Source organism: Celeribacter baekdonensis B30 (assembly GCF_000299875.1).
GTDB lineage: Bacteria > Pseudomonadota > Alphaproteobacteria > Rhodobacterales > Rhodobacteraceae > Celeribacter > Celeribacter baekdonensis_A.
In genome coordinates this window covers 53,914-76,007 of record NZ_AMRK01000009.1, presented here as the reverse complement: position 1 = coordinate 76,007, position 22,094 = coordinate 53,914, and the positions used below count along the sequence as shown (strand labels likewise).

Annotated in this window: 26 protein-coding genes; 13 read left to right on the top strand and 13 right to left on the bottom strand. The window is 57.5% G+C overall.

The window, feature by feature from the left end; translation table 11 throughout:
• Positions 1-119: 119 nt before the first annotated feature.
• Positions 120-1,448 (top strand): DEAD/DEAH box helicase, encoded by a 1,329-nt coding sequence (locus B30_RS15205; protein ID WP_009573011.1) that lies wholly within the window; start codon positions 120-122, stop codon positions 1,446-1,448.
• A 116-nt stretch (positions 1,449-1,564) separates the two neighbouring features.
• Here B30_RS15205 and B30_RS15200 read toward each other — a convergent pair whose 3' ends face one another.
• Positions 1,565-2,029 carry a hypothetical protein gene (locus B30_RS15200; protein ID WP_009573010.1) on the bottom strand — a complete coding sequence of 155 codons (465 nt, stop codon included), beginning with the start codon at positions 2,027-2,029 and terminating at the stop codon, positions 1,565-1,567.
• A gap of 407 nt (positions 2,030-2,436) precedes the next feature.
• On the opposite strand from B30_RS15200, the gene B30_RS15195 reads away from it, so the two are divergent.
• A complete protein-coding gene (locus tag B30_RS15195; RefSeq protein ID WP_009573009.1) occupies positions 2,437-3,024 on the top strand; it encodes a thymidine kinase in 588 nt (195 codons plus the stop codon).
• A gap of 44 nt (positions 3,025-3,068) precedes the next feature.
• On the opposite strand, the gene B30_RS15190 is transcribed toward B30_RS15195, so the two are convergent.
• The 4 genes from B30_RS15190 to B30_RS15175 form a co-directional block, all read right to left on the bottom strand.
• Positions 3,069-3,410 (bottom strand): tRNA-binding protein, encoded by a 342-nt coding sequence (locus tag B30_RS15190; RefSeq protein WP_009573008.1) that lies wholly within the window; start codon positions 3,408-3,410, stop codon positions 3,069-3,071.
• The gene (proC, locus tag B30_RS15185; protein WP_009573007.1) at positions 3,410-4,213 is read right to left on the bottom strand and encodes a pyrroline-5-carboxylate reductase; all 804 of its coding nucleotides are present in this window, start codon (positions 4,211-4,213) and stop codon (positions 3,410-3,412) included. The genes B30_RS15190 and proC overlap by 1 nt, the downstream gene beginning before the upstream one ends.
• Positions 4,214-4,368: 155 nt before the next feature.
• Positions 4,369-4,869, bottom strand: coding sequence for a YbjN domain-containing protein (locus tag B30_RS15180; protein ID WP_009573006.1), 501 nt, complete (start codon positions 4,867-4,869; stop codon positions 4,369-4,371).
• Positions 4,870-5,187: 318 nt separating this feature from the next.
• Positions 5,188-5,436 (bottom strand): accessory factor UbiK family protein, encoded by a 249-nt coding sequence (locus B30_RS15175; RefSeq protein ID WP_009573005.1) that lies wholly within the window; start codon positions 5,434-5,436, stop codon positions 5,188-5,190.
• 102 nt (positions 5,437-5,538) lie between these two features.
• On the opposite strand from B30_RS15175, the gene lgt reads away from it, so the two are divergent.
• The 5 genes from lgt (at position 5,539) to B30_RS15155 (ending at position 9,779) form a co-directional block, all read left to right on the top strand.
• Positions 5,539-6,432: a prolipoprotein diacylglyceryl transferase gene (gene lgt / locus B30_RS15170; protein ID WP_009573004.1), complete on the top strand. Its 894-nt coding sequence runs from the start codon at positions 5,539-5,541 to the stop codon at positions 6,430-6,432.
• Positions 6,433-6,437: 5 nt separating this feature from the next.
• The gene (locus tag B30_RS15165; protein WP_040402680.1) at positions 6,438-7,508 is read left to right on the top strand and encodes a class I SAM-dependent methyltransferase; all 1,071 of its coding nucleotides are present in this window, start codon (positions 6,438-6,440) and stop codon (positions 7,506-7,508) included.
• Complete coding sequence (gene pgeF, locus B30_RS15160; protein ID WP_009573002.1) at positions 7,505-8,263, top strand: peptidoglycan editing factor PgeF; 759 nt, start codon at positions 7,505-7,507, stop codon at positions 8,261-8,263. The genes B30_RS15165 and pgeF overlap by 4 nt, the downstream gene beginning before the upstream one ends.
• 317 nt (positions 8,264-8,580) lie before the next feature.
• The gene (locus tag B30_RS22390; RefSeq protein WP_193217713.1) at positions 8,581-8,727 is read left to right on the top strand and encodes a hypothetical protein; all 147 of its coding nucleotides are present in this window, start codon (positions 8,581-8,583) and stop codon (positions 8,725-8,727) included.
• Between the two features lie 242 nt (positions 8,728-8,969).
• On the top strand, positions 8,970-9,779 hold the full coding sequence (locus B30_RS15155) for a Hint domain-containing protein (protein WP_009573001.1): 810 nt from the start codon (positions 8,970-8,972) through the stop codon (positions 9,777-9,779).
• A gap of 112 nt (positions 9,780-9,891) precedes the next feature.
• On the opposite strand, the gene B30_RS15150 is transcribed toward B30_RS15155, so the two are convergent.
• Positions 9,892-10,392, bottom strand: a complete 501-nt coding sequence (locus B30_RS15150) for an Lrp/AsnC family transcriptional regulator (protein ID WP_009573000.1) — start codon at positions 10,390-10,392, stop codon at positions 9,892-9,894.
• Between the two features lie 345 nt (positions 10,393-10,737).
• On the opposite strand from B30_RS15150, the gene trxB reads away from it, so the two are divergent.
• Together trxB and B30_RS15140 are read left to right on the top strand one after the other, a co-directional pair.
• Complete coding sequence (gene trxB, locus B30_RS15145) at positions 10,738-11,682, top strand: thioredoxin-disulfide reductase (protein ID WP_009572999.1); 945 nt, start codon at positions 10,738-10,740, stop codon at positions 11,680-11,682.
• 305 nt (positions 11,683-11,987) lie between these two features.
• The gene (locus B30_RS15140) at positions 11,988-13,700 is read left to right on the top strand and encodes a bifunctional sulfate adenylyltransferase/adenylylsulfate kinase (RefSeq protein WP_009572998.1); all 1,713 of its coding nucleotides are present in this window, start codon (positions 11,988-11,990) and stop codon (positions 13,698-13,700) included.
• 75 nt (positions 13,701-13,775) lie between these two features.
• On the opposite strand, the gene B30_RS15135 is transcribed toward B30_RS15140, so the two are convergent.
• The 3 genes from B30_RS15135 to B30_RS15125 form a co-directional block, all read right to left on the bottom strand.
• On the bottom strand, positions 13,776-14,258 hold the full coding sequence (locus B30_RS15135; RefSeq protein ID WP_009572997.1) for a cytochrome b: 483 nt from the start codon (positions 14,256-14,258) through the stop codon (positions 13,776-13,778).
• Between the two features lie 273 nt (positions 14,259-14,531).
• Positions 14,532-14,771, bottom strand: coding sequence for a DUF1150 family protein (locus B30_RS15130; RefSeq protein ID WP_009572996.1), 240 nt, complete (start codon positions 14,769-14,771; stop codon positions 14,532-14,534).
• A 4-nt stretch (positions 14,772-14,775) separates the two neighbouring features.
• Positions 14,776-15,189, bottom strand: a complete 414-nt coding sequence (locus tag B30_RS15125; protein ID WP_009572995.1) for an Hsp20 family protein — start codon at positions 15,187-15,189, stop codon at positions 14,776-14,778.
• Between the two features lie 210 nt (positions 15,190-15,399).
• On the opposite strand from B30_RS15125, the gene B30_RS15120 reads away from it, so the two are divergent.
• From B30_RS15120 to B30_RS15110, 3 genes are all read left to right on the top strand, one after another.
• The gene (locus B30_RS15120; protein WP_009572994.1) at positions 15,400-15,618 is read left to right on the top strand and encodes a YdcH family protein; all 219 of its coding nucleotides are present in this window, start codon (positions 15,400-15,402) and stop codon (positions 15,616-15,618) included.
• Positions 15,619-15,717: 99 nt separating this feature from the next.
• Positions 15,718-16,203 (top strand): 5-(carboxyamino)imidazole ribonucleotide mutase, encoded by a 486-nt coding sequence (gene purE / locus B30_RS15115; protein WP_009572993.1) that lies wholly within the window; start codon positions 15,718-15,720, stop codon positions 16,201-16,203.
• Positions 16,196-17,290 carry a 5-(carboxyamino)imidazole ribonucleotide synthase gene (locus B30_RS15110; RefSeq protein ID WP_009572992.1) on the top strand — a complete coding sequence of 365 codons (1,095 nt, stop codon included), beginning with the start codon at positions 16,196-16,198 and terminating at the stop codon, positions 17,288-17,290. The genes purE and B30_RS15110 overlap by 8 nt, the downstream gene beginning before the upstream one ends.
• A gap of 6 nt (positions 17,291-17,296) precedes the next feature.
• Here the strand turns inward: B30_RS15110 and B30_RS21505 are convergent, their stop codons facing one another.
• From B30_RS21505 to B30_RS15090, 4 genes are all read right to left on the bottom strand, one after another.
• Positions 17,297-17,797 (bottom strand): GNAT family N-acetyltransferase, encoded by a 501-nt coding sequence (locus B30_RS21505; RefSeq protein ID WP_009572991.1) that lies wholly within the window; start codon positions 17,795-17,797, stop codon positions 17,297-17,299.
• A gap of 299 nt (positions 17,798-18,096) precedes the next feature.
• Entirely contained in the window at positions 18,097-19,740 is a 1,644-nt protein-coding gene (gene groL, locus B30_RS15100; RefSeq protein ID WP_009572990.1) for a chaperonin GroEL, read from the bottom strand.
• A 42-nt stretch (positions 19,741-19,782) separates the two neighbouring features.
• Positions 19,783-20,070: a co-chaperone GroES gene (locus B30_RS15095; RefSeq protein WP_009572989.1), complete on the bottom strand. Its 288-nt coding sequence runs from the start codon at positions 20,068-20,070 to the stop codon at positions 19,783-19,785.
• A 233-nt stretch (positions 20,071-20,303) separates the two neighbouring features.
• Positions 20,304-20,966, bottom strand: a complete 663-nt coding sequence (locus B30_RS15090; protein WP_009572988.1) for a DUF2161 domain-containing phosphodiesterase — start codon at positions 20,964-20,966, stop codon at positions 20,304-20,306.
• A 119-nt stretch (positions 20,967-21,085) separates the two neighbouring features.
• Here B30_RS15090 and B30_RS15085 point away from each other — a divergent pair, with 119 nt between their 5' ends.
• The gene (locus B30_RS15085; protein ID WP_009572987.1) at positions 21,086-21,985 is read left to right on the top strand and encodes a hypothetical protein; all 900 of its coding nucleotides are present in this window, start codon (positions 21,086-21,088) and stop codon (positions 21,983-21,985) included.
• Positions 21,986-22,094 lie beyond the last annotated feature (109 nt).

Below are 22,094 nucleotides of genomic sequence, written 5' to 3'. Positions count from 1 at the left end.
CCGGCGGAAAGACGGGGCGGGCATGTGGCCCTCACCGGAGACCTTTTCCGCGACCATTCAAGCCGTCCCATTTTGGGGCGCGTTTCGCGTGTGGGTTGCCGCCCACCCAAAGGATATACATGACTGATTTTTCCACGCTCGGCCTCAAGCCGCGCCTTCTGACGACCTTGGCCGAAATGGGCCTGACCGAGGCCACCCCGATCCAATCCCGCGCCATCCCCGAAGTGATGAATGGCCGCGACGTGATGGGTTTGGCTCAAACCGGCACCGGCAAAACATTGGCCTTTGGCCTGCCGCTTTTGGACATGGCGCTGAGTTCGGGCGACAAACCCGCGGACCGCACCGTGCGCGCGCTGGTTTTGGCACCGACCCGCGAGTTGGTGAACCAAATCGCCGACAGCCTGTTCCCCTTCATGAAGGGCACCCACCTCAAGCTCAACCGTGTTGTCGGTGGCGTGTCGATCAACACCCAAATCAACCGTTTGCAACGTGGCACGGACATTTTGATCGCCACTCCCGGTCGTTTGATGGACCTGATCGACCGCAAAGCGGTGCGCCTGAATGAGACCAATTTCTTGGTGCTCGACGAGGCCGACCAGATGCTCGACATGGGCTTTATCCATGCGCTGCGCAAACTAGTGCCGATGTTGGCCAAAGAACGCCAGACCATGCTGTTTTCGGCCACCATGTCGAAACAGATGAACGAGATTGCCCAAAGCTACCTCACCTCCCCGATCCGCATCGAAGTCTCGCCTGCGGGTAAAGTGGCCGATAAAATCGACCAAGAGGTTCACTTTATCCCGCAACCCGAAAAACTTGACCTGCTCAAAAAACTTCTGGGCGAGCATAAAGACGAACTGGCCTTGGTGTTTTCGCGTACCAAACATGGCGCGGAACGGATGAGCAAACAACTGACCGCCGCGGGCTTTGTCGCCGGGTCAATCCACGGCAACAAATCCCAGGGCCAACGCGAGCGCACCCTCAAAGAGGCACGCACCGGCAAGATCCAGGTGCTGGTCGCGACCGATGTGGCCGCGCGTGGCATCGACATCCCCGAAGTGCGCCACGTCTACAACTACGAGTTGCCGAACGTGCCGGAGAATTTTGTGCACCGAATTGGTCGGACCGCGCGGGCGGGCCGCGCCGGCAAAGCGATTGCGTTTTGTGCGCCTGACGAGCTTGGCGATTTCCGCGCGATTGAAAAAGTGATGAAACTGTCGATCCCGATTGCCACGGCGGCCTCTTGGGCCCATGCCGACGCGAAAGCCCCGGCAAAGGCCAAACAAGGCGGCGGTCGTCGTCGGGGTGGTGGCGGCGGCGGCTTTGGCGGCGGCAATGGTGGCGGTCAGCGTCGCGGCGGCGGTGGCTTTGGCAAACCCGGCGGCGCGCCGAAAGCGGCCAATGGCGGACGCCCCCAGCGCAACCGTGGTCGTAGCGCTGAGGCGTAAATCGGCATTAAGAACCTGATAGAATTGAAAAAAGAAGCGGCTTTGGCCGCTTCTTTTGCGTTTGGATCAGAGGCCTGATCTCTTAGATAGCCTCGCGAACAAGGCAAAGCGACCCTTTAGGTCACCTCATGCTCCAAATGCAATTTCATCGAAATCAGCACATGTTGCAGTTCAAGCGTCTCACGCAAAAGCCGTTTTGCTTCGTTGATGGTGATGATCCCATCCTCGATGGCACCGGAATATTCGGCCATCAGCATCGCAAAACGCTGCGACAGGGCCACGACATCGGTGTTGACTCCACCGTTGCCCGCACGCGCGCCCTCGTTGCGCGCCGCATCATAGGAGAGGGCCACGCCTTTCAGTTCTGCCAAGGCGGAAGTGACATGTGGGTAGCTCGCCGCCGATTCCAGTTGGGCCACAGCGTCCACGGGCATAAAACGATCAGCATGTTCCTCAGACGTTGAATAATACCGACCTAAAGTGGCCTTGGATTTTCCAGTCAAGGCACATGCGGCCTCAAGCCCAACGTCTTTGACCAAAGCCTCAGTGTGCTTTTTCAAATAATTTCCAGCTGCGTCCATAAACACCGTCCTAACACGAACCACGACCCATTCTTTGGGACATTCCCCCGATGGGGAATTCACCCCACCCTTTCCCATTAAATTCCTAAATATCACATGACATACAAGTGTCTACCTGCCGTTGCAGGGAATTCATCAGTATCCGATGCCTTAAAACATCGGGTCGGGTGGAAGCCAGTTTGGGAAGGACGTTGCGTCAACACTGTCAGATCTCGGCACCCTCATCCCCTGCCCATCTGGGCAACCGCCGGTTCTTACTTGGATGTGTCCCCCTCTTCCGGCTTCCACCCGTTCGTGTTCCGAGGTGGCCTTTCTATACATTCTGACCGCGAGAACGGGTAGAATTTTTCGCTTAGCCCCCCCGAGGCATCTTGATCCCAACCAGCCCTTTCTGGCACACCGCCGCCATGGCAAAACTCTATTTCCAATATTCCACGATGAACGCAGGCAAATCGACCCTGCTGCTTCAGGCGTCTTATAATTATCGCGAACGCGGTATGGAGACCTATTTGATCACGGCGCGGTTTGATCATCGCGCCGGAGAAGGTCACATCGCCAGCCGGATCGGCATCGGCGAAGAGGCGGATACGTTTGACGAGGGTGATGATCTGTTTGCCAAGATCAACGATCGCCTGGCGCAAGGCTCCGTGGCCTGCGTCTTTATCGACGAAGCCCAGTTTTTGACCAAGGATCAGGTCTGGCAATTGGCCCGCGTGGTCGATGATTTGAACGTACCGGTGATGGCCTACGGCTTGCGCGTCGATTTTCAGGGCAATTTGTTTCCCGGCTCTGCCGCCCTTTTGGCGCTGGCTGACGAGATGCGCGAAGTGCGCACGATTTGCCATTGCGGGAAAAAAGCAACGATGGTGGTGCGCATGTCGGAGAGTGGCATGGTGTTGACCGAAGGGGCGCAGGTCGAGATTGGCGGCAACGAGCGCTACGTGTCGCTGTGCCGCCGCCATTGGCGCGAGGCCGTGGGTGACCGGGCCGATTGAGCCCGATCTGAGTGTTTAGGTCACGGTAAAGACAGCGGCAAAGATCAATGCATCCGCCCGCCGTTGGGCACCGACAGGTTGGGCTGGGCCAAAACCACCGCACCGTTTTCATCGGGAAAACCCAACACCAAGACTTCCGACATGAAGGGGCCGATTTGGCGGGGTGGAAAATTCACCACCGCCATGACCTGTTGGCCAATCAGGGTTTCGGGCGTGTAATGCACGGTGATCTGGGCCGATGTTTTTTTCTCGCCCACATCAGGCCCGAAGTCGATCCACAGCTTGATCGCGGGCTTGCGCGCCTCGGGGAAGGGTTCGGCGCGCAGGACGGTGCCGACGCGTATGTCGACGGCGAGAAAATCGTCAAAACTGATAGGATCGCTCATCAGGCCAGTTCCTCGTCGCGTGTGATCGCAGCGGCAACGGCGCGCTCCATCAGAGGCACGAATCCGTCCGTCTCATCCATCAAGACCCGCAGCGCCTCGGCGGTGACGCCCCCCGGAGAGGTCACGTTGATGCGCAACTGTGCCGGGCCTTCGTCCGAGTCTTCGGCCAATTGCCCTGCGCCACCCACGGTCGCTTTGGCCAATTGCATCGCCATATCTGCGGACAAACCCGCCTTTTCACCGGCCAAAGCCATAGCTTCGATGAGGTGGAACACATAGGCCGGACCACAGCCGGAAATCGCCGTCAAAGGCCGGATTTGCGCCTCGGTGTCGAGCCGCACCACCTGTCCCACTGCTTTGAGCAAGCCTTCGGCCATATCAAGGGCAGCACCCGAAACCTTGACATTGCCAACGATCCCGGTGATGCCGCGCCCGATGGCGGCGGGGGTGTTTGGCATGGCGCGAATGATCGGCGTGTCTGCGCCCAACATGGTCTCATAAGTGGCAATGGAAATCCCGGCGGCCACGGTCAGGAACACAGTGTCGCCATTGCCAAGCTTTTGCAGCGTGGGCAAGGCATCGCCCATCATTTGCGGTTTGACCGCGACCAAAACGATGGCGGGATTGGCGGGCAGATCGGTGTTGAGCGCCACGCCGGTCGATTGCAGCCACTCAGAGGGATGTGGATCAAGCACGGTGACCGAGCTGGGCGGCAGACCACCCGCGAGCCAGCCCTTGAGCATGGCCGAGCCCATTTTCCCGCAGCCCAAAAGCACGAGCCCTCGTGTTTTCAAATCGTCCATGATCGTATCCTTCACCTTGGCCAAAAAAAGACCCCCTGAGGGGTCAGGGGGCACTTTATCAATCCTCATTCCGAGTGCAACGCACTGAGGCCTTGCGTTTCTGCGCGGGCACCTTGCCCGACGCTCTCATGGGGCCTTGCGTTTCTGCGCGCAGCTTACGCCCGGCCATAGGCCTCGCAAATGGCGACTTCCATCGCCTCGGCGGGCGTCCGATCCGACCAAGCGGCCAATTGGAAGGCCGGGTAAAACCGCTCAGACGCGCCCACTGCAGCCCCGATCAGACGGTCGACCTGTTCCGGCCCAGCGATTTGACCGCCCGAGAGCACCAAACCATAACGATAAACCATCAGATGTTGTTCCGGCCAATAGGTGAAAGCGCCAGTCCAAATCTGATCATTGGCGCGATTGAGCACCTCATAGATGTGCGGCAGCTTGTCTTCGGGCGGCTCCATTTCAAAGGTGCAGATCAGACGCAGGGTCTCGTCAAAATCAGACCATGCGAGCGTGAGCGAATAGGTGCGCCACTGACCCTCGACCGCCATGGCGATCTGATCTTCGGTCACCCGATCGAATTCCCAATCATTGTGTTCGGCCAAATGCTCGCACAGGTCGATCGGATGGATTTCGCTGGAAAAATTTTGCTCAATAAACGACATACGCGGCCTCGTCTGTTTGCGTCCTGTGGCCTGCGCGACATCCCCGTAACGACCACTAAGACTTGGTGCCTGCTCTAGGGGCGGCGGGTTTACCGCGTTCCCTTACCAGATATGGTGTGCGCAAAGCACTGGGCCTGTAAAGCGAAATATTTATGTTATCCCCAGCAATCGACGCTCATCCACAGCTTGCCCATTTTTTTCCACAGAGCTGTAACCCCGCCTGTGGACAAGAAAAAAGGCCCCCGAAACGGGAGCCTGATCGCCGGGCACAGGCCCGGTCATAATGCTGGAAAAGGCGGTCGGTTTGACCCGAGCCCCTCAGACCTTTTTCTTGCGTTCCATCATGTCGAGCCGTTTTTTCAACTCTTCATTCTCTTCGCGGGCCTTTTGCGCCATGGCGCGCACCGCGTCGAATTCATCGCGGGTGACGAAATCGCGGTCGGCCAACCAGCGGTCCACCAAACCTTTGAGCGCGGTGTCCGCCTCTTCTTTCGCTCCCTGAGCCACGCCCATGGCGTTGGTCATCAACTGGGAGATGTCATCGAGGATCTTGTTGCGGGTTTGCATGGCTGTCTCCGAAACGCATTCGTGAATATCTCTTCCCTATATGGGGGGCAAAAGGGCAAATCACAAGGTTGACTTCCCCGCCGCTCTTGAGACAGTTGCGCCATGTTTCAAATGATCCCCGCCGTGATACAATTCCCCGACCTGTCGCCCATCTTGTTTGAGCTGGACCTTGGACCGATTCACTTTGCGCTGCATTGGTATGCGCTGGCCTATATCGGTGGTTTTCTGATCGGCTGGCTGCTGATCATGCGCGCGCTCAAAACGCCGCGGCTTTGGCCGAATGACACTCCACCGATGGATCGCAGCGCGTTCGAAGACCTGCTGACATGGCTGATTTTGGGCGTCATCGTCGGCGGGCGTCTGGGCTATGTGTTGTTTTACAAACCGGGTTATTACCTCTCCCATCCGATTGAAATCCCGATGGTGTGGCAAGGCGGCATGGCCTTTCATGGCGGTTTCATTGGCGTCGTGATTGCCGCAGCCCTGTGGGGCCGCAAACACAAAGTGCCGCTTGGCTCGCTCGCCGACATGTTGGCGATGGCCACGCCTCCGGGCCTGATGCTGGGGCGGATCGCCAATTTCGTGAATGCGGAATTGTGGGGCAAACCGTGGGACGGCCCTTGGGCGGTGATTTTTCCCGGCGATGCAGCACAGGCCTGTGCCACACTGAGCGCCCCCTGCGCCCGCCACCCCTCGCAACTCTATGAGGCGGGGATGGAGGGGCTGATTCTGGGCAGCCTGTTGTTGGTGATGGTTTGGGGATTTCGCGCCTTCAAACGTCCGGGCCTTGTCGCGGGCGTGTTTTTTGCGGGCTATGGCCTATCGCGCTTTATCGTTGAGTTTTTCCGCCAAGCCGACGGCCAATTCATCACCGCAACCAACCCCAACGGCGCCGTGTTTGCCGGGATGCAAATGGGCCAACTTCTGTCCCTGCCGATGATCCTGATCGGCGTGTTTTTCGCCGTCCGGGCGCTGCGTGGACCGCGCCCCGCATGACCCAGATGACGCCGCTCGCTGACCTTCTGACCCGCCGCATCCGGCATGCGGGTCCGATGTCGTTAGCGGAATTCATGAGCGATTGCCTGCTACATCCCGAGCATGGCTATTACACCACACGCGACCCTTTGGGCGCAGGCGGCGATTTCACCACCGCACCGGAAATCAGCCAGATGTTTGGCGAGATGATCGGGCTGTGTCTGGCGCAAAGCTGGTTGGACCAAGGCGCGCCCTCGCCCTTTACCCTCGCCGAGATTGGCCCCGGACGCGGCACCTTGATGGCCGATATCCTGCGCGTGACCAAAGCCGTTCCGGGGTTGCACGCCGCAATGAAAGTACATCTGATCGAGGCCTCCCCGACCTTGCAGGCCACACAGGCCAAGACGCTGGCCGCCTATGAGATCACATGGCTTGAGAGTGTGGCGAACCTGCCTCAAGCGCCTTTATGGCTGGTCGCCAACGAGTTCTTCGACGCCCTGCCGATCCGTCAATTCACCCGCGATGGCGCGGGATGGCGCGAGGCGCAGGTGGGGCTGCTCAATGGGGCTTTGACCCTTGGCCTCTCCGCCGCCACCCCCATGCCAGAACTGGCGCATCGGCTGAAAGACACCAAAGACGGCGACATTGTCGAGATCTGTCCCGCAAGCACGCCGATTGTGACCGAGATCGCCACGCGCATTGCACGGCATGGCGGCGCGGCCCTTTTTGTCGATTATGGCGATTGGCGCTCGCTGGGCGATACGTTTCAGGCGCTTGAGGCGCATCAGATGGTCGATCCCCTCGCGCGCCCCGGTTGCGCCGATCTTACCGCCCATGTGGATTTCGACGCCTTGGCGCGCGCCGCACAGAGCGCGGGAGCCGTGGCGTCTCAGATGATCCCGCAAGGGATGCTCTTGGGACGGCTCGGGATCTCCGCGCGCGCCGAAGCGCTTGCCACAAAGTTGAGCGGTGATGCCCTTAAATCTCACATCGCCGCATTTGACAGGTTGACCTCACCCGCAGAAATGGGAACGCTTTTCAAAGCACTCGCCCTCGCCCCCACAGCCAAATTACTGCCGCCAGGATTTGACGCATGAGCCTTGAAATCATCACCTCCAACGCGCTCGATGGCGTGGCACACGGGTTTTTCACCCGCAAAGGCGGGGCCTCGTCGGGGGTGTTTGAGGGGCTGAACTGTGGGCTTGGCTCCACCGATCAATCCGACATCGTAAAAATCAACCGCGCGCGGGTGGCCAAGGCCATGGATCTGACACCGGATCAGCTCTGCGCCGCGCATCAAATCCACTCCGCCGATGTGGCGATTGTCACCGGACCGCAAAGCGGCGATGTTCCAAAGGCCGATGCTTTGGTCACCGATCAACCGGGATTGGCCTTGGTGATCCTCACCGCCGATTGCCAGCCGGTGCTGTTTGCCGATCGTGACACCGGCGTCATTGGCGCGGCCCATGCCGGGTGGAAAGGCGCGGCGGCCGGAGTGTTGGAGGCCACGATTGAAGCGATGGAAACATTGGGGGCAAAACGGGAGGCGATCACCGCCGTCATCGGCCCGTCGATTTCCCAACGCGCCTATGAGGTTGGTCCTGAATTCTTTGAAGATTTCTATGCCGAGAACCCGATCTACGCGCGGTTTTTCACCAATGGCTCAGGCGACCGCTACCTCTTTGACCTTCCGGCTTTTGGGTTATATCGCCTGCGCGAAGCGGGGGTTGGCCATGCCGAATGGACCCGCCATTGCACCTATTTCGACCCGTCCCGGTTTTATTCCTACCGCCGCTCGGTGCATCGCAAAGAGGCGGATTACGGGCGACTCATATCGGTGATCCGGCTTTAAGACGACCGAACTTTCGGGCCTAGGGCAGGCGCGGCCCCGGCGCATTGTGGCACGAATGCGGCGTAGCCTTGCCCTATTTTTGCCCGAAACAATCCCCAAAACTTGCGCCTATTGTTTCCAAGGTTTGGAAATTAACCTTACATTCTCCATGGTTAACGCGACATCTCCGCTCTGCGCACCATCGACATACTCTCCCACACATCTCGCCAAATTTTCTGCCCCATACGCCGCATTTTTGCCGAAGCCTCCCTGCATATTGGCAGCAACAAAACGGTAAACCGGGCCGAGCGCCCCGATGACATAAAGTGAGAGCAGAGATGAAAAACCGCCGTTGGATGAAATCAATGATCGCCGAAGCCAAAAAGACCGACGTGCAAATGCCATGGGCCCGTGGCCTACGCCGCGATGCGTTCATTGCCAAAAAGACCGGCGTACGGTCGATGAAACTCGTCGCTTCGGCCTAAATCGATTCGCCGCTTTTTCCTTCGGACAGGGGCGCAGCGGGTAAGGTCACCGCAGGATTGCATCAGATTTGAGAAACAATGAAACGGCGGGCCAGCGGACTGGGTCCGCCGTTAACCGTAATTAGATAAAATTTTTGACAATGCATCCGAAACCGGGTGATCGTTGACGCACTGTTCCGGTGGGGGCCGACACAGTGACGAGGTGACCTATGTCGCAGCCCCTAAGAGGTGCATCCATAGCGATGCGCCAGGCCCATACCGTTGCCGATCCGGGTCTCTCTCATCATGACAGATCAGGTCAACCCGCGTGGACGGTGAGGCGCACCCGTCCCTATGAACGCCCCGCCGATCAGCCCACCGTCATGCGGCGCAGCTATGATATTCAATGGCTTGCCGCAAACGGTGACATTCGCGATGCGGCGCTGTCGGCCCCGGCCCTGCCCGTCTTTGAAGCCGCCTTTAATGCCTTTGCCCGTGGCGCGTTGATCCCCACCCCCATGGGACCCGTCGCGATCGAAGACCTGCTGCCCGGCGATCAAGTGGAGGCCGTCGAAGGCGATGTGCAGACGGTAAGATGGATCGGCTCGATGCAGATCGACACAGGTGGCACACGCGCGCAGGACGCAAAACCTGAACGCCTGTACCGGATCACCGCCGACACCTTTGGTCTTGGCCGCCCGTCACCGGATTTGATGCTGGGGGCAGGCGCTCGCTATCTCTACCGCGCCCAGGCGCTCAAATCCTATCTTGGCACGACCCAAGCGCTGGCCCCTGTGCCCAGTCTGGTGGATGGGGTTTCTGTGATCGAAGTGACGCCGATGTCCTCCGTGCGCAGCTACCATATTGGCCTCAGCCAGCATCGGTTGATCCGCGTCAACGGGGTCGAACTTGAGAGCTATCATCCGGGCACCACGGCGTCGCGCCAATTGCCAAGCGAGCTGCGGGCGCAATTCATGGCGCTGTTTCCGCATTTGGACGGGCTTGGGGCCTTTGGCGCGATGTCCTATCCGCGCCTGTCACCGACCGATTTGATCATGTTAGACAAAGCCTGATCGCCGCAGATCTCCACGCCTTTCGATCCCAATCCCTCCAGGTGGCGATCAAAGAAAACGGCCCGGCCAAAAGGCACGGGCCGTTTTTCATCTATGGGGTGGACAGGCCGCGTTAGGCGTTTTGCGCCAAACGGGCTTCGAGCACTTCAAATGGCACACCCGGTTCATCCTTGGCACAGCGGATCACCAGTGAGGTTTTGACGCTGGCGACATTCTCGGTCGACAACAGCTCTCCGGTGAGGAAACTTTGAAAGGTCGACAGGTCGGGTGCCACGCATTTGAGGATGAAATCCACCTCGCCGTTCAACATGTGACATTCGCGGACCAAGGGCCATTCGCGGCATTTCGCTTCGAATTTCGACAGATCGACCTCGGCCTGACTTTGCAGCCCGACCATGGCAAACACCTGAACCTCAAAATTCAGTGCCCGCGCATCGACGACCGCGTGGTAGCCTTTGATGTAGCCGCTCTCTTCCAAGGTGCGCACCCGGCGCAGGCAGGGCGGCGCGGAAATCCCCACACGTTTGGCCAACTCAACGTTGGTCATCCGACCGTCGGCCTGTAATTCAGCAAGGATTTTACGGTCGATGTCGTCGAGCTTGTGAGGGGGCATGTTTTTCTCCGGTCTTTTTGGCCAAATCGGGCATGTTTTTCGAAACATGTGCGCAGGCGGCTCCGCGCGCAACATTCTTTCTCATTTAAGCAAGATCATTTCAAGAGGATTTCACCGAAGAGATGATCAAGATCGCAGCACATGCCCATGCTTTCAGCCAAAATCGGCCAAATCCGCCATCAAAACGGACCTTATTCCGCTGAATGGGGCAACACGGTCGCACAAGCGCTGCGCCGTTTTGAACGCCCATCCGCGCAGAAAGGAACAGCCAACGGGGTTTGCGCTACGCCGCAGTCATGCCTATATCGGAGCCAACACGACAGATCCCAAGAAAGAGGCCCCAAAATGGCGGACACGAAACACACCAAAGTTCTGATCATCGGGTCAGGTCCGGCGGGTTACACGGCGGGCGTTTATGCCTCCCGCGCGATGTTGTCTCCGATCCTTGTGCAAGGAATGGAGCCGGGCGGGCAATTGACCACCACGACCGAGGTCGAAAACTGGCCGGGCGAAAGCGAAATTCAAGGCCCCGAGTTGATGGTCAAGATGCAAGAGCACGCCAAAGCCATGGGCACGGAGATCATTTCCGACCTGATCACCGAGCTCGACACCGATGTGCGCCCTTTCGTGGCCAAAAGCGACAGCGGCACGATCTACACGGCGGATGCGGTGATTTTGGCCACGGGGGCGCGGGCAAAATGGCTTGGGCTCGACTCTGAGGAGGCGTTCAAGGGCTTTGGCGTCTCGGCCTGTGCCACCTGTGACGGGTTCTTTTACCGCGGCATGGAGATCGTTGTGATCGGCGGCGGCAATACGGCAGTCGAAGAAGCGCTGTTTTTGACCAATTTCGCCTCGAAAGTGACGCTGATCCATCGCCGCGACAGCTTGCGGGCGGAAAAAATCCTGATTGATCGGTTGATGAAGAATGAGAAAATTCATCCGCTCTGGAATCACGAATTGGTTGAAGTTTTTGGCGACGAAGCCCCGCTCAAAGGCGTCAACGGCGTGCGCGCCCGCAATGTCAAAACCGGAGAAATCACCGAAATTCCGGCCAAAGGCGTGTTTGTCGCCATTGGGCACGCTCCCGCGACGGAGTTGGTCAAGGGTAAATTGGAACTGCACAACGGCGGCTATGTGAAGGTGAAACCGGGATCGACCGAAACCTCAATCCCCGGTGTGTTTGCAGCGGGTGATTTGACCGATCACAAATACCGCCAAGCGGTGACAAGCGCAGGCATGGGCTGTATGGCCGCCCTTGACGCCGAACATTGGCTTGCCGCCCAAGAGTAAGCTCCGCCATGCCACATACTGCCCGCCCGAAACTGAGTCGCTCCCACGGGCGGCCCGGTCTCTGACGGGCAGCATGCGGTGTCTATGAAAATGACGAAACCGGGATATTGATCTCTCAAGATCGACATTTGTCGGAAAATTGGTCGGAATAGATCAAAGAATGAGGCCTTTGAGCCTCATTTCATCTTTCTGCACCTGCAGCATGTTGATTTTCATGCCGAGCTCAGGCTAATCGGACGAGATTGACCCGATCAGGGTCGATTATTGTACATCGTCGAACTGTCCAGCCAAAAAAGGCCTTCCGTATGTCCCAAAACCTTGCACCGATCCCTGAGCTTTACGTCTCTTATGAGAGCGCACAAAAGCTGAAAGTTGAGGCCGCCAATCTCGTAAGCTGGGACTTGACCCCGCGCCAGATTTGCGACCTTGAGTTGCTGATGAACGGTGGGTTTAACCCGCTCAAAGGGTTTCTGACCGAGGCCGATTATGATGGTGTCGTCGACAACATGCGTCTGGCGGACGGAACGCTTTGGCCGATGCCGATCACACTGGATGTGTCCGAAGCCTTCGCTGAAGCCCTCGAAGACGGCCAAGACATCGCGCTGCGCGACCAAGAGGGCGTGATTCTTGCGACGATGACGGTCACCGATAATTGGGTGCCGAACAAAGCGAAAGAGGCCGCGAGCGTCTTTGGCGCGGATGATGACGCCCACCCGGCCGTGAATTACCTTCACAACACCGCCGGCAAAGTCTACCTCGGCGGTCCGATCACCGGCATTCAACAGCCGGTGCATTACGATTTCCGTGGCCGTCGCGACACGCCGAACGAACTGCGTGCCTATTTCCGCAAAATGGGCTGGCGCAAAGTTGTGGCCTTCCAAACCCGCAACCCGTTGCACCGCGCGCACCAGGAACTGACCTTCCGCGCCGCGAAAGAAGCCCAGGCCAACCTTTTGATTCATCCGGTCGTTGGCATGACCAAACCGGGCGACGTGGATCACTTCACCCGCGTGCGTTGCTACGAGGCCGTGCTGGACAAATACCCGGCCTCGACCACTGCGATGTCGCTTTTGCCGCTGGCCATGCGTATGGCGGGTCCCCGCGAAGCTGTGTGGCACGGCTTGATCCGCGCCAACTACGGCTGTACCCATTTCATCGTCGGTCGTGACCACGCAGGCCCCGGCAACAATTCCAAAGGCGAAGATTTCTATGGCCCCTATGATGCGCAGGACCTGTTCCGCGAGCATCAAGAGGAAATGGGCATCGAAATGGTCGACTTCAAACACATGGTTTGGGTCCAGGAGCGCGCTCAGTACGAAGCCATCGACGAGATCGAAGACAAGGATAAAATCACCATCCTGAACATCTCCGGCACCGAACTGCGTCGTCGCTTGGCCGAAGGTCTTGAAATCCCGGAATGGTTCTCTTTCCCGGAAGTTGTGAAAGAGCTGCGCCGCACCAAACCGCCGCGCTCCAAACAGGGGTTCACCGTGTTCTTCACCGGTTTCTCTGGCTCTGGCAAATCCACCATCGCCAACGCTTTGATGGTTAAACTGATGGAAATGGGCGGGCGCCCGGTCACGCTCCTCGATGGCGACATCGTGCGTAAAAACCTGTCCTCTGAGCTGGGTTTCTCGAAAGAGCACCGTGACCTGAACATCCGCCGCATCGGCTATGTTGCCTCTGAGATCACCAAAAATGGCGGCATCGCCATCTGTGCGCCGATCGCACCTTATGCAACGACCCGCCGCGCCGTACGCGAAGATGTCGAAGCCTTTGGTGCCTTTGTCGAAGTCCATGTCGCGACCTCGATCGAAGAATGTGAAAAACGTGATCGTAAGGGGCTCTACAAACTGGCCCGCGAAGGCAAGATCAAAGAATTCACCGGGATTTCAGATCCTTACGATGTCCCGGAAAAACCCGAACTGCGCGTGGATACGGTTGGTGCCGATGTCGACAACTGTGCGCATCAGGTGATTTTGAAACTCGAAGCCATGGGTCTGATTGCCGCTCAATAACAACCCAACGCCTTTGTCATGAAAAAGCCCCGGTCCTGAGGATCGGGGCTTTTTGCGTAATCAGCGCGAGAGATCTCAGCGCAGTGACATCCGTTTGAGCAGATTGTCTTTCAAAATGAACTGATGATAGAGCGCCGCCGCGACGTGAACGAGGATGAGCAAGACGGTCAGGTTGACCAAAACCTCATGGACATCGCCTGCAATCTTGACCCCAAGAAACCAAGCGGACGCCCCCGCCATTGGCGTCAGGATCATGGTCGCATACAGACCGACATGCACGAGTTGCGCGGCTTTTTCCATCAAAGGGTGCGGCGCGGGCGGCATGGCGGGCGCGCCTTGGATCAGACGAACAAGGACGCGCAGGATCATCAAGACAAGCGTGACAACACCCACGATCACATGGAATTTGGCGGTGAGAGTGTCATTCACCCCCGTCTTCAAGAACGCATCAAGCGCACGCCCCATGCCATCAGAGACGATATAGTTAAACGCAAAGGTCAAAACGACGGCCCAGTGCAACAGCTTTTGCAGCATGGAATAAGATTGGGAGGTTTTCATATGACGCTCACTCTCAGGTCAGTTGGGGAAAGACCGAGCGTGCTGGCTCGGTGGTGCCTGACCTAGAGATAGGGATAAAAGCCCCCCAAGCGCAAATACTGTTTTGGCTTTTTAGGGGGACTATACCTTGGGTTTACCTGGTTTGGCGCAGGATGCGGGTCTTTAAAGTCTTTTGCATCTTTCCTGAATCAGGAAATTTGCAAAAGTCCCACGCGCCTTCGAAATTGCGGGCGCTTTGCTCCTGATCTTAATCAGATCAAAAGCAAAAGCGCTTTAGTGCACATTCACCGGCGCGTAGTCATGTTCACGCGCCAAAGCGAAAGCCAAAGGAAGATTGGCAACAAGCGCAAGCCGTGTGCCCTCAGCGTCATTCACCGAATAGATATGGTCGAGACCCTCGGCCTGACTTTGCACCTCTTTGGGCAAATCAGACACGGCAACGGGACGTACATAGACAATTTTTTCCTCTGATCCGACGCCTGCCGCCGGGAAATGTGGGTATGAAGCATTCATGGGCTTATCCCTTCCGTATTTGAATGGTTTGAACAACGCTTTCGGCCACGGCGCGATTGAGATCTATGTGCAATAGCCCGTTTTCCGTTGACGCACCGGTGACTTCGACCCCATCGGCCAACACGAAAGCACGCTGAAACTGACGGCCCGCGATGCCACGATGTAGGAAAACCCGCGTCTCCGCATCCTCGGCTTGGCGTCCACGCACAACCAATTGCCGGTCCTCCAGCGTGATCGACAGGTCTGCATCCGAAAACCCAGCCACGGCAAGGGTGATCCGATAGGTGTGATCGGAGGATTGTTCAATATTATAAGGCGGATAAGCCCCCGCGTCCGATTTTGCGGTGCGTTCCACCAAACGTTCCAATTGGTCGAAGCCCAATAAAAACGGATGGGCGCCAAAACTTACTTTCGTCATTACACGTCCTCTCCCAGAAGCGACTGTGTTCCATCAAGGGCCCCAAAAGCGGCGGCCCTTTGGTTAAGATATGGGAGTTGCAACGCGGGCTTCAAGAGAGGCGAGCAGAGTGCTTTGAGTTTTGAAAGTTTAGGAGTAGAGTTGAAACAGACCGTGCGCCCGCAATATTGGCGGCGACAACAGACCAGAAAAACAGATAGAGACAACGCGATGAACGTGTCCAACCGAATGGATCATAACGACGTGCTTCGGGTGAAACTTGAAGTGCTCAAACGCGAACATCGTGATCTTGATGCCGCCATTGAAGCGATGCAGCAAACCGGTCATTTGGATGCCCTGCGGCTTCAGCGAATGAAAAAGCAAAAGCTGTCGCTCAAGGACCGGATCGCGGTCATCGAAGATGAAGTCACTCCAGATATCATCGCCTGAAGCGGCTTTTCCAAACGTCCCGTTGCGAAAAATCGGCTGCACGTTATAAGGCGGGCGAGTGCAACACATCGCGAACCTATCTTCTGAGGGATCAATCATATGAGCGTCGACGTCGGCATCATTATGGGCAGCCAATCCGATTGGCCGACCATGAAACGCGCAGCGGAAATTCTGGACGAATTGGGCATCTCTTATGAGGCAAAAATCGTCTCGGCCCACCGCACGCCGGACCGGCTTTGGAGCTATGGCAAAGAGGCCGCAGACCGGGGTCTCAAAGTGATCATTGCTGGGGCCGGTGGGGCGGCGCATTTACCCGGTATGATGGCGTCGAAAACCCGCATCCCCGTGGTCGGCGTGCCGGTTCAAACCCGCGCTTTGTCTGGGGTCGACAGCCTCTATTCCATCGTTCAAATGCCCAAGGGCTTTCCGGTCGCCACCATGGCGATTGGCGAAGCGGGCGCAGCCAATGCCGGCCTGATGGCCGCGGGCATTTTGGCGATCACCGATGCGGGTTTGGCCGTGCGCCTGGATGCGTGGCGCGACGCCCTCTCTGCCTCTATCCCGGATGAGCCCACGGATGACTGATGTGACCCCCCTCCCCGCCCCTCTTCCCTCTGGCGCAACCATCGGCATTCTTGGCGGTGGTCAACTGGGCCGCATGTTGTCGGTCGCCGCCTCCCGTCTGGGATTCAAAACCTGCGTGTTCGAACCCGGCGGCGATTGCCCGGCCTCCCATGTCGCCAACGCTCATGTCCAGGCTGGCTATGACGACGTCGAGGCATTGAAAACATTCGCGCAGTCGGTCGATGTGGTGACCTATGAGTTCGAAAACGTGCCAACGTCGGCGCTTGATCTGATCGAATCCATCGTTCCGATCCGCCCAAACCGCAAAGCCTTGGCCGTGTCGCAAGACCGTTTGTCGGAAAAGGCATTTTTGTCGGGTTTGGGCCTGACGGTTGCCCCCTTTGCCGCCGTCGATGACGCGGTCGATTTGGCCGAAGCCATTGCCGAAATTGGCACCCCCGCCATCCTGAAAACCCGCCGCTTTGGCTATGACGGCAAAGGTCAGGCGCGGATCATGTCGCCCGACGATGCCCCGCAAGCGCTGGCCGATATGGCAGGCGCTTCGGCAGTTTTGGAAGGCTTTGTCAGTTTCACCCATGAAGTGTCTGTGATTGCCGCACGCGGTCAGGCGGGAGATATTTCCTGTTTTGATCCGGGTGAAAACGTTCACATAAACGGCATTTTGCACACCACCACCGTGCCCGCACGCCTCTCCCCCGCCCAACGCACCGACGCTGTGCTTTTGGCCGCTAAAATATTGAATGCGCTGGATTATGTCGGCGTCATGGGGGTCGAACTCTTTGTCACACCGCAAGGGCTTGTGGTCAATGAAGTCGCGCCGCGCGTGCACAATTCGGGCCATTGGACCCAAAACGGCTGTGTGATTGATCAGTTCGAACAACATATCCGCGCCGTGGTCGGTTGGCCCTTGGGCGACGGAACGCGCCACTCCAATGTGGAGATGCTCAATCTCATCGGCGACGATGTGGACCGCATGCCCGAGTTTGCCAAAAACAGCGCTGTCGCGATCCACCTTTATGGCAAAGCGGATGCGAAACCGGGCCGTAAAATGGGCCATGTGAACACGGTCTTGGGGCCTGCGAGCTAAACCGCTTTAGGTGACAAGGTTCTCATTGAGACGCGTGTAGGCATTAGGGTAGATCAATCGCTCAGATTGCATCCCGGTGCCCGGCGCAATCGGATAGAGCGAGGTGTATTCGGAGGCAAAAGGCGTTTCCAAACGCGATGCCGCCAGCGTTGAAAACCCAACCCGGTGGAAATAGGCCGGGTCACCGACAACGACCACGGCTTTGGCGCCTTCGCGCTTGGCATGGTTCATGCCACGGGTCACCAATTCACGCCCCATCCCACGTTTGTGACGGTTGGGAGAAACCGCCAAAATCGACAGCGCCCACCAATCTTGCGGCACAATCATGCGTGCGCAACAAATATAACCGATAATCCGCCCGTCTTCGACTGCCACGCGCTCCATCGCGACCGCGTCTTCCTGACGCAATGCCAGAGCAAATCGGTACATCTCCGGCCCGCCGAAAGTGCCGTCCAACAAGATGGACAGCGGCAAATCATCGTCAGAGGTCAGGGGGCGCAAGAACATGTCTATATCTCTAAAAGGGTTGTTAAAACTTTGCAGGGCGAGCACGGGGCATGCAAGCGGCAACTGGCTTATCTTTGTAAAATCATAGGACTGAGGCGAATATGTTGTTTTTCTGGGCAGGCAGGGTGCGACATATGGCATCAAGAAAGTTTTTTCGCCCCCACCGCACTTAACGCGCCCCACATCTTTGGTGCCCGCACCAGAACCAACCCGGACAAAGAGATAAGGGCCGCCCGAAAGCGACCCTTAGATGATTTAGCGATTGGGCTGAGACCAAGCGATTTCCGAGTGGAAATCCCTTACATCATGCCGCCCATGCCACCCATGCCGCCCATGTCGGGCATACCGCCATTGCCGCCATCTTTCGACGGCTTGTCGGCGATCATGGCTTCGGTGGTGATCAGCAAACCAGCGATGGAAGACGCATCTTCCAAAGCGGTGCGGGTCACTTTGGCCGGGTCGATCACACCGAACGCGAACATGTCGCCATATTCTTCGGTTTGAGCGTTGAAGCCAAAGGTAAGGTCGGTGGATTCGCGCACTTTGCCAGCCACAACAGCGCCATCGACGCCAGCGTTTTCAGCAATCTGACGCAGCGGAGCTTCGAGCGCACGGCGCACGATGGCGATACCGGCGTTCTGATCGGAGTTTTCACCGGTCAGACCTTCGAGCACTTTACCAGCCTGAACCAGAGCCACACCACCGCCAACGACGATGCCTTCTTGGACAGCGGCGCGGGTTGCGTTGAGAGCATCGTCCACACGGTCTTTGCGCTCTTTCACTTCGACCTCGGTCATGCCGCCAACGCGGATCACGGCCACACCACCAGCGAGTTTGGCCACGCGCTCCTGGAGTTTTTCGCGATCGTAGTCAGAGGTGGTTTCTTCGATCTGGGTGCGGATCTGAGCCACGCGAGCTTCGATCTCGGCCTTGGCGCCTGCGCCATCAACGATGGTGGTTTCGTCTTTGGTGATCGAGATTTTCTTGGCGGAACCGAGCATGTCCATGGTGACATTTTCGAGTTTCATGCCGAGATCTTCGGAGATCACCTGACCACCGGTGAGGATCGCGATGTCTTGCAACATGGCTTTGCGGCGATCGCCGAAACCCGGTGCTTTGACAGCTGCGATTTTCAGACCGCCGCGCAGTTTGTTGACCACGAGGGTTGCAAGCGCTTCGCCTTCCACATCTTCAGCGATGATGAGAAGCGGCTTTTGCGACTGGATGACCTGCTCGAGAAGCGGCACCATCGGCTGCAGCGAAGAGAGTTTTTTCTCGTGCAAAAGCACGATGCAATCTTCGAGTTCTGCGATCATTTTGTCCGGGTTGGTGACAAAATACGGGGACAGGTAGCCACGGTCGAACTGCATGCCTTCGACCACGGTGGTCTCGGTTTCCATGCCTTTGTTTTCTTCGACAGTGATGACGCCGTCGTTGCCGACTTTCTGCATCGCATCGGCGATTTGACGACCGATTTCAGCTTCGCCGTTGGCGGAGATGGTGCCAACCTGAGCCACTTCGGCAGTGTCGCTCACCGGACGAGACGCGTCTTTGATCGCCTGAACGACTTTGAGGGTCGCAAGGTCGATCCCGCGCTTCAGGTCCATCGGGTTCAGACCAGCAGCAACCTGCTTGAGGCCTTCTTTGATGATCGCCTGAGCAAGCACGGTGGCGGTGGTGGTACCGTCGCCAGCTTCGTCATTGGTACGCGAGGCCACTTCTTTGACCATCTGCGCGCCCATGTTTTCGAACTTGTCTTCGAGATCAATCTCTTTGGCAACCGACACACCGTCTTTGGTGATGCGCGGCGACCCGAAGGATTTTTCGATGACAACGTTACGGCCTTTCGGGCCGAGGGTCACTTTAACAGCATCTGCGAGGATGTTCACGCCACGCAGCATGCGGTTGCGTGCATCGACGTCGAATTTGACTTCTTTAGCCATGGTAAGCTCCTGAATTCAGGTGAAAGGAAAAGGGGGGCGATCTCAGGCGATGATGCCGAGAATGTCCGACTCTTTCATGATGAGCAGTTCTTCGCCCTCAACGGTGATTTCGGTGCCGGACCATTTGCCGAACAGAACGATGTCACCTGCTTTGACGCTCGGCGCGATCAACTCGCCGCTGTCTTTACGTGCGCCTTCACCAACGGAGACGATTTCGCCTTCGGCCGGTTTTTCTTTTGCGCTATCGGGGATGATCAGGCCGCCCTTGGTTTTTTCATCGCCTTCAACGCGACGAACTACAACGCGGTCATGCAGCGGTTTAAATGCCATCTTCGAGGCTCCCTTGCTCAAAGTTTCAGTTGTCAGCACCACCTCTTTGGGTGGGCGTAAATCTTGCGTTAGCACTCACTGCCTGTGAGTGACAACGCTGCATAGTTAGGGAGGACAAGGAGAGCTGTCAACAGCCGTGATTTGAAAAATTTATGCCAAAGCCTGCGCTCAAATTGCTTGGCGACCAATGGCGAAACCACCGGTGCGCCCACGGTGCAATTTTGCAATAAACTCTAGGATTTCAAAGGTATTTCCACATTCAAGCCCGCATCTGTGAGCGCATAGACGCCGAGAGAGGCACGCATAAACCAGCCATAGTGATTGTCGGCCATGATCCGAGTCGCCTGAGCCACCCCTGTGGCTTTTGCCACCACATGACCTTTGCTCGGCCCATGTTCCAAAAGATGCGCCCGACAGCGCACGGCGTTTTGGCGATAACTCGTCACCCGCCCACCTGCCGGGGTGCCACCAAGGTTAGGATCGCCCTCGCGGGTCGCAAATTCTTTGACCAGTTTGGCAGACTTGGCCTTGTTCTTACGCGGCACAAAGGGCCGGGGATCGTGATGCACCTGCACCGCCTGCTCCGCCACATTCACCGAGATCACCCCAAGCCCCAGACGTTTGCACAGCGCGAGATTGCCTTTGAACATCCGCCAGCCCGCCTTGCCCTTCCACCGCGGCACGGCAAGGTAGACCCGATCAGTCAACGCCTGACGGGCTATGCCCTGTTGCAACAGAATCAGCGAAAACCCGGTCTTCAGCTCAATGATCACCGGGGCCTCATCTGGTTTCACCGCCATCACATCGGCGCCCCTGACCTCGGCTTTCACGTCATAACCAAGCCCCTCGAAATGGGCTTTGACGGGCGAATAAAGATCGGTTTCTTTCAGGGTCATGACGGTATCCCCTCCAATTCACACCCCATTCCGGCAACTAACGAATTCCTCATCGGGAACTTCTGCTATATCTGCGCTCATAAGATATCGCCTCGCATTTGAGAACAGAAGGGATTGACGTGAAACCGAATAAAGTTGCTGCAGTCACGATGGCATGGAATTCTCCCGTACTTCTCAAAAAATGGGTCGAGCATAACGCCGCCGCTTATGGCCGCGAAAACCTGTTTGTCATTTCTCACGGCGATGATCCGGCACAAGCCGCCGTCGCAGAGGGCACAAATTACATCACCCTGCCGCGCGAATTCAACGCGGAATTCGATGCGATCCGGTGGCGGTTCCTGTCCAACTACGCCTCCGGCCTGTTGGAATATTACAAGGTTGTTCAGGTCAACGACGTCGATGAGTTGATCGTCCTGGACCCCGAGGTGGGCACGGACCGCAAAGAGTATTTGCTGTCTTTGGCGGATCAGGGCCATTTTGCCCCTGTCGGCTATGACGTCCTGCCCCTGAATGGCGACCAAAACAATCTTGCGGGACTGGATTGGGACAAGCCTCTGTCTGAACAGGCGCCCTATGCCGTTTTGCGCGCGCGGTTTTGTAAACCCTGCATCATCACAGCGCCGGTCGAAATGATGCCCGGCGGGCATTCCCTCAAGCACACAAAATTCAAAGTGGATAGCGCGTTGATGTTGGCGCATTTGAAACTGTTGGACAGCGCACTGTGGCAATCGCATTACGACACGCTGGCCCATGACGCGCGCATCGCAACACGGCGCGCACGGACAAGGGACGAACGCATTCCGCGCGGCATCCGTGGTTTTGGTCGCGGCGCCGATCAGGTCCGCGCGTTGATCGAGACAGGTATGGATCGCCCCTTTGATCTCAAAGCGGCTCCCGGTGATGCGGCCAGTTTTTTAAACCAACGGCTGGAATTGATTTACGAGGGCTGGCGGGTCGAGCCGCGCGATGAGGAAGAATATATCATTCGCCTCGCCCCTCGATATATCGGGGCGTTTTAGCGCCACATGCTCCTGCACGCGACCGACCGAAACAGCCCTGCGCTCAACAGGTGACAAGCCATGCTGCACCGCCTATAAGGACCGCGAAATACCAATATCCTCACGCTAT

Bases quoted from the DNA above. Each gene is read 5' to 3' on its own strand.
- B30_RS15205 (WP_009573011.1), top strand. From the start codon at position 120: ATGACTGATTTTTCCACGCTCGGCCTCAAGCCGCGCCTTCTGACGACC.
- B30_RS15200 (WP_009573010.1), bottom strand. From the start codon at position 2,029: ATGGACGCAGCTGGAAATTATTTGAAAAAGCACACTGAGGCTTTGGTC.
- B30_RS15195 (WP_009573009.1), top strand. From the start codon at position 2,437: ATGGCAAAACTCTATTTCCAATATTCCACGATGAACGCAGGCAAATCG.
- B30_RS15190 (WP_009573008.1), bottom strand. From the start codon at position 3,410: ATGAGCGATCCTATCAGTTTTGACGATTTTCTCGCCGTCGACATACGC.
- proC (WP_009573007.1), bottom strand. From the start codon at position 4,213: ATGGACGATTTGAAAACACGAGGGCTCGTGCTTTTGGGCTGCGGGAAA.
- B30_RS15180 (WP_009573006.1), bottom strand. From the start codon at position 4,869: ATGTCGTTTATTGAGCAAAATTTTTCCAGCGAAATCCATCCGATCGAC.
- B30_RS15175 (WP_009573005.1), bottom strand. From the start codon at position 5,436: ATGCAAACCCGCAACAAGATCCTCGATGACATCTCCCAGTTGATGACC.
- lgt (WP_009573004.1), top strand. From the start codon at position 5,539: ATGTTTCAAATGATCCCCGCCGTGATACAATTCCCCGACCTGTCGCCC.
- B30_RS15165 (WP_040402680.1), top strand. From the start codon at position 6,438: ATGACGCCGCTCGCTGACCTTCTGACCCGCCGCATCCGGCATGCGGGT.
- pgeF (WP_009573002.1), top strand. From the start codon at position 7,505: ATGAGCCTTGAAATCATCACCTCCAACGCGCTCGATGGCGTGGCACAC.
- B30_RS22390 (WP_193217713.1), top strand. From the start codon at position 8,581: ATGAAAAACCGCCGTTGGATGAAATCAATGATCGCCGAAGCCAAAAAG.
- B30_RS15155 (WP_009573001.1), top strand. From the start codon at position 8,970: ATGCGCCAGGCCCATACCGTTGCCGATCCGGGTCTCTCTCATCATGAC.
- B30_RS15150 (WP_009573000.1), bottom strand. From the start codon at position 10,392: ATGCCCCCTCACAAGCTCGACGACATCGACCGTAAAATCCTTGCTGAA.
- trxB (WP_009572999.1), top strand. From the start codon at position 10,738: ATGGCGGACACGAAACACACCAAAGTTCTGATCATCGGGTCAGGTCCG.
- B30_RS15140 (WP_009572998.1), top strand. From the start codon at position 11,988: ATGTCCCAAAACCTTGCACCGATCCCTGAGCTTTACGTCTCTTATGAG.
- B30_RS15135 (WP_009572997.1), bottom strand. From the start codon at position 14,258: ATGAAAACCTCCCAATCTTATTCCATGCTGCAAAAGCTGTTGCACTGG.
- B30_RS15130 (WP_009572996.1), bottom strand. From the start codon at position 14,771: ATGAATGCTTCATACCCACATTTCCCGGCGGCAGGCGTCGGATCAGAG.
- B30_RS15125 (WP_009572995.1), bottom strand. From the start codon at position 15,189: ATGACGAAAGTAAGTTTTGGCGCCCATCCGTTTTTATTGGGCTTCGAC.
- B30_RS15120 (WP_009572994.1), top strand. From the start codon at position 15,400: ATGAACGTGTCCAACCGAATGGATCATAACGACGTGCTTCGGGTGAAA.
- purE (WP_009572993.1), top strand. From the start codon at position 15,718: ATGAGCGTCGACGTCGGCATCATTATGGGCAGCCAATCCGATTGGCCG.
- B30_RS15110 (WP_009572992.1), top strand. From the start codon at position 16,196: ATGACTGATGTGACCCCCCTCCCCGCCCCTCTTCCCTCTGGCGCAACC.
- B30_RS21505 (WP_009572991.1), bottom strand. From the start codon at position 17,797: ATGTTCTTGCGCCCCCTGACCTCTGACGATGATTTGCCGCTGTCCATC.
- groL (WP_009572990.1), bottom strand. From the start codon at position 19,740: ATGGCTAAAGAAGTCAAATTCGACGTCGATGCACGCAACCGCATGCTG.
- B30_RS15095 (WP_009572989.1), bottom strand. From the start codon at position 20,070: ATGGCATTTAAACCGCTGCATGACCGCGTTGTAGTTCGTCGCGTTGAA.
- B30_RS15090 (WP_009572988.1), bottom strand. From the start codon at position 20,966: ATGACCCTGAAAGAAACCGATCTTTATTCGCCCGTCAAAGCCCATTTC.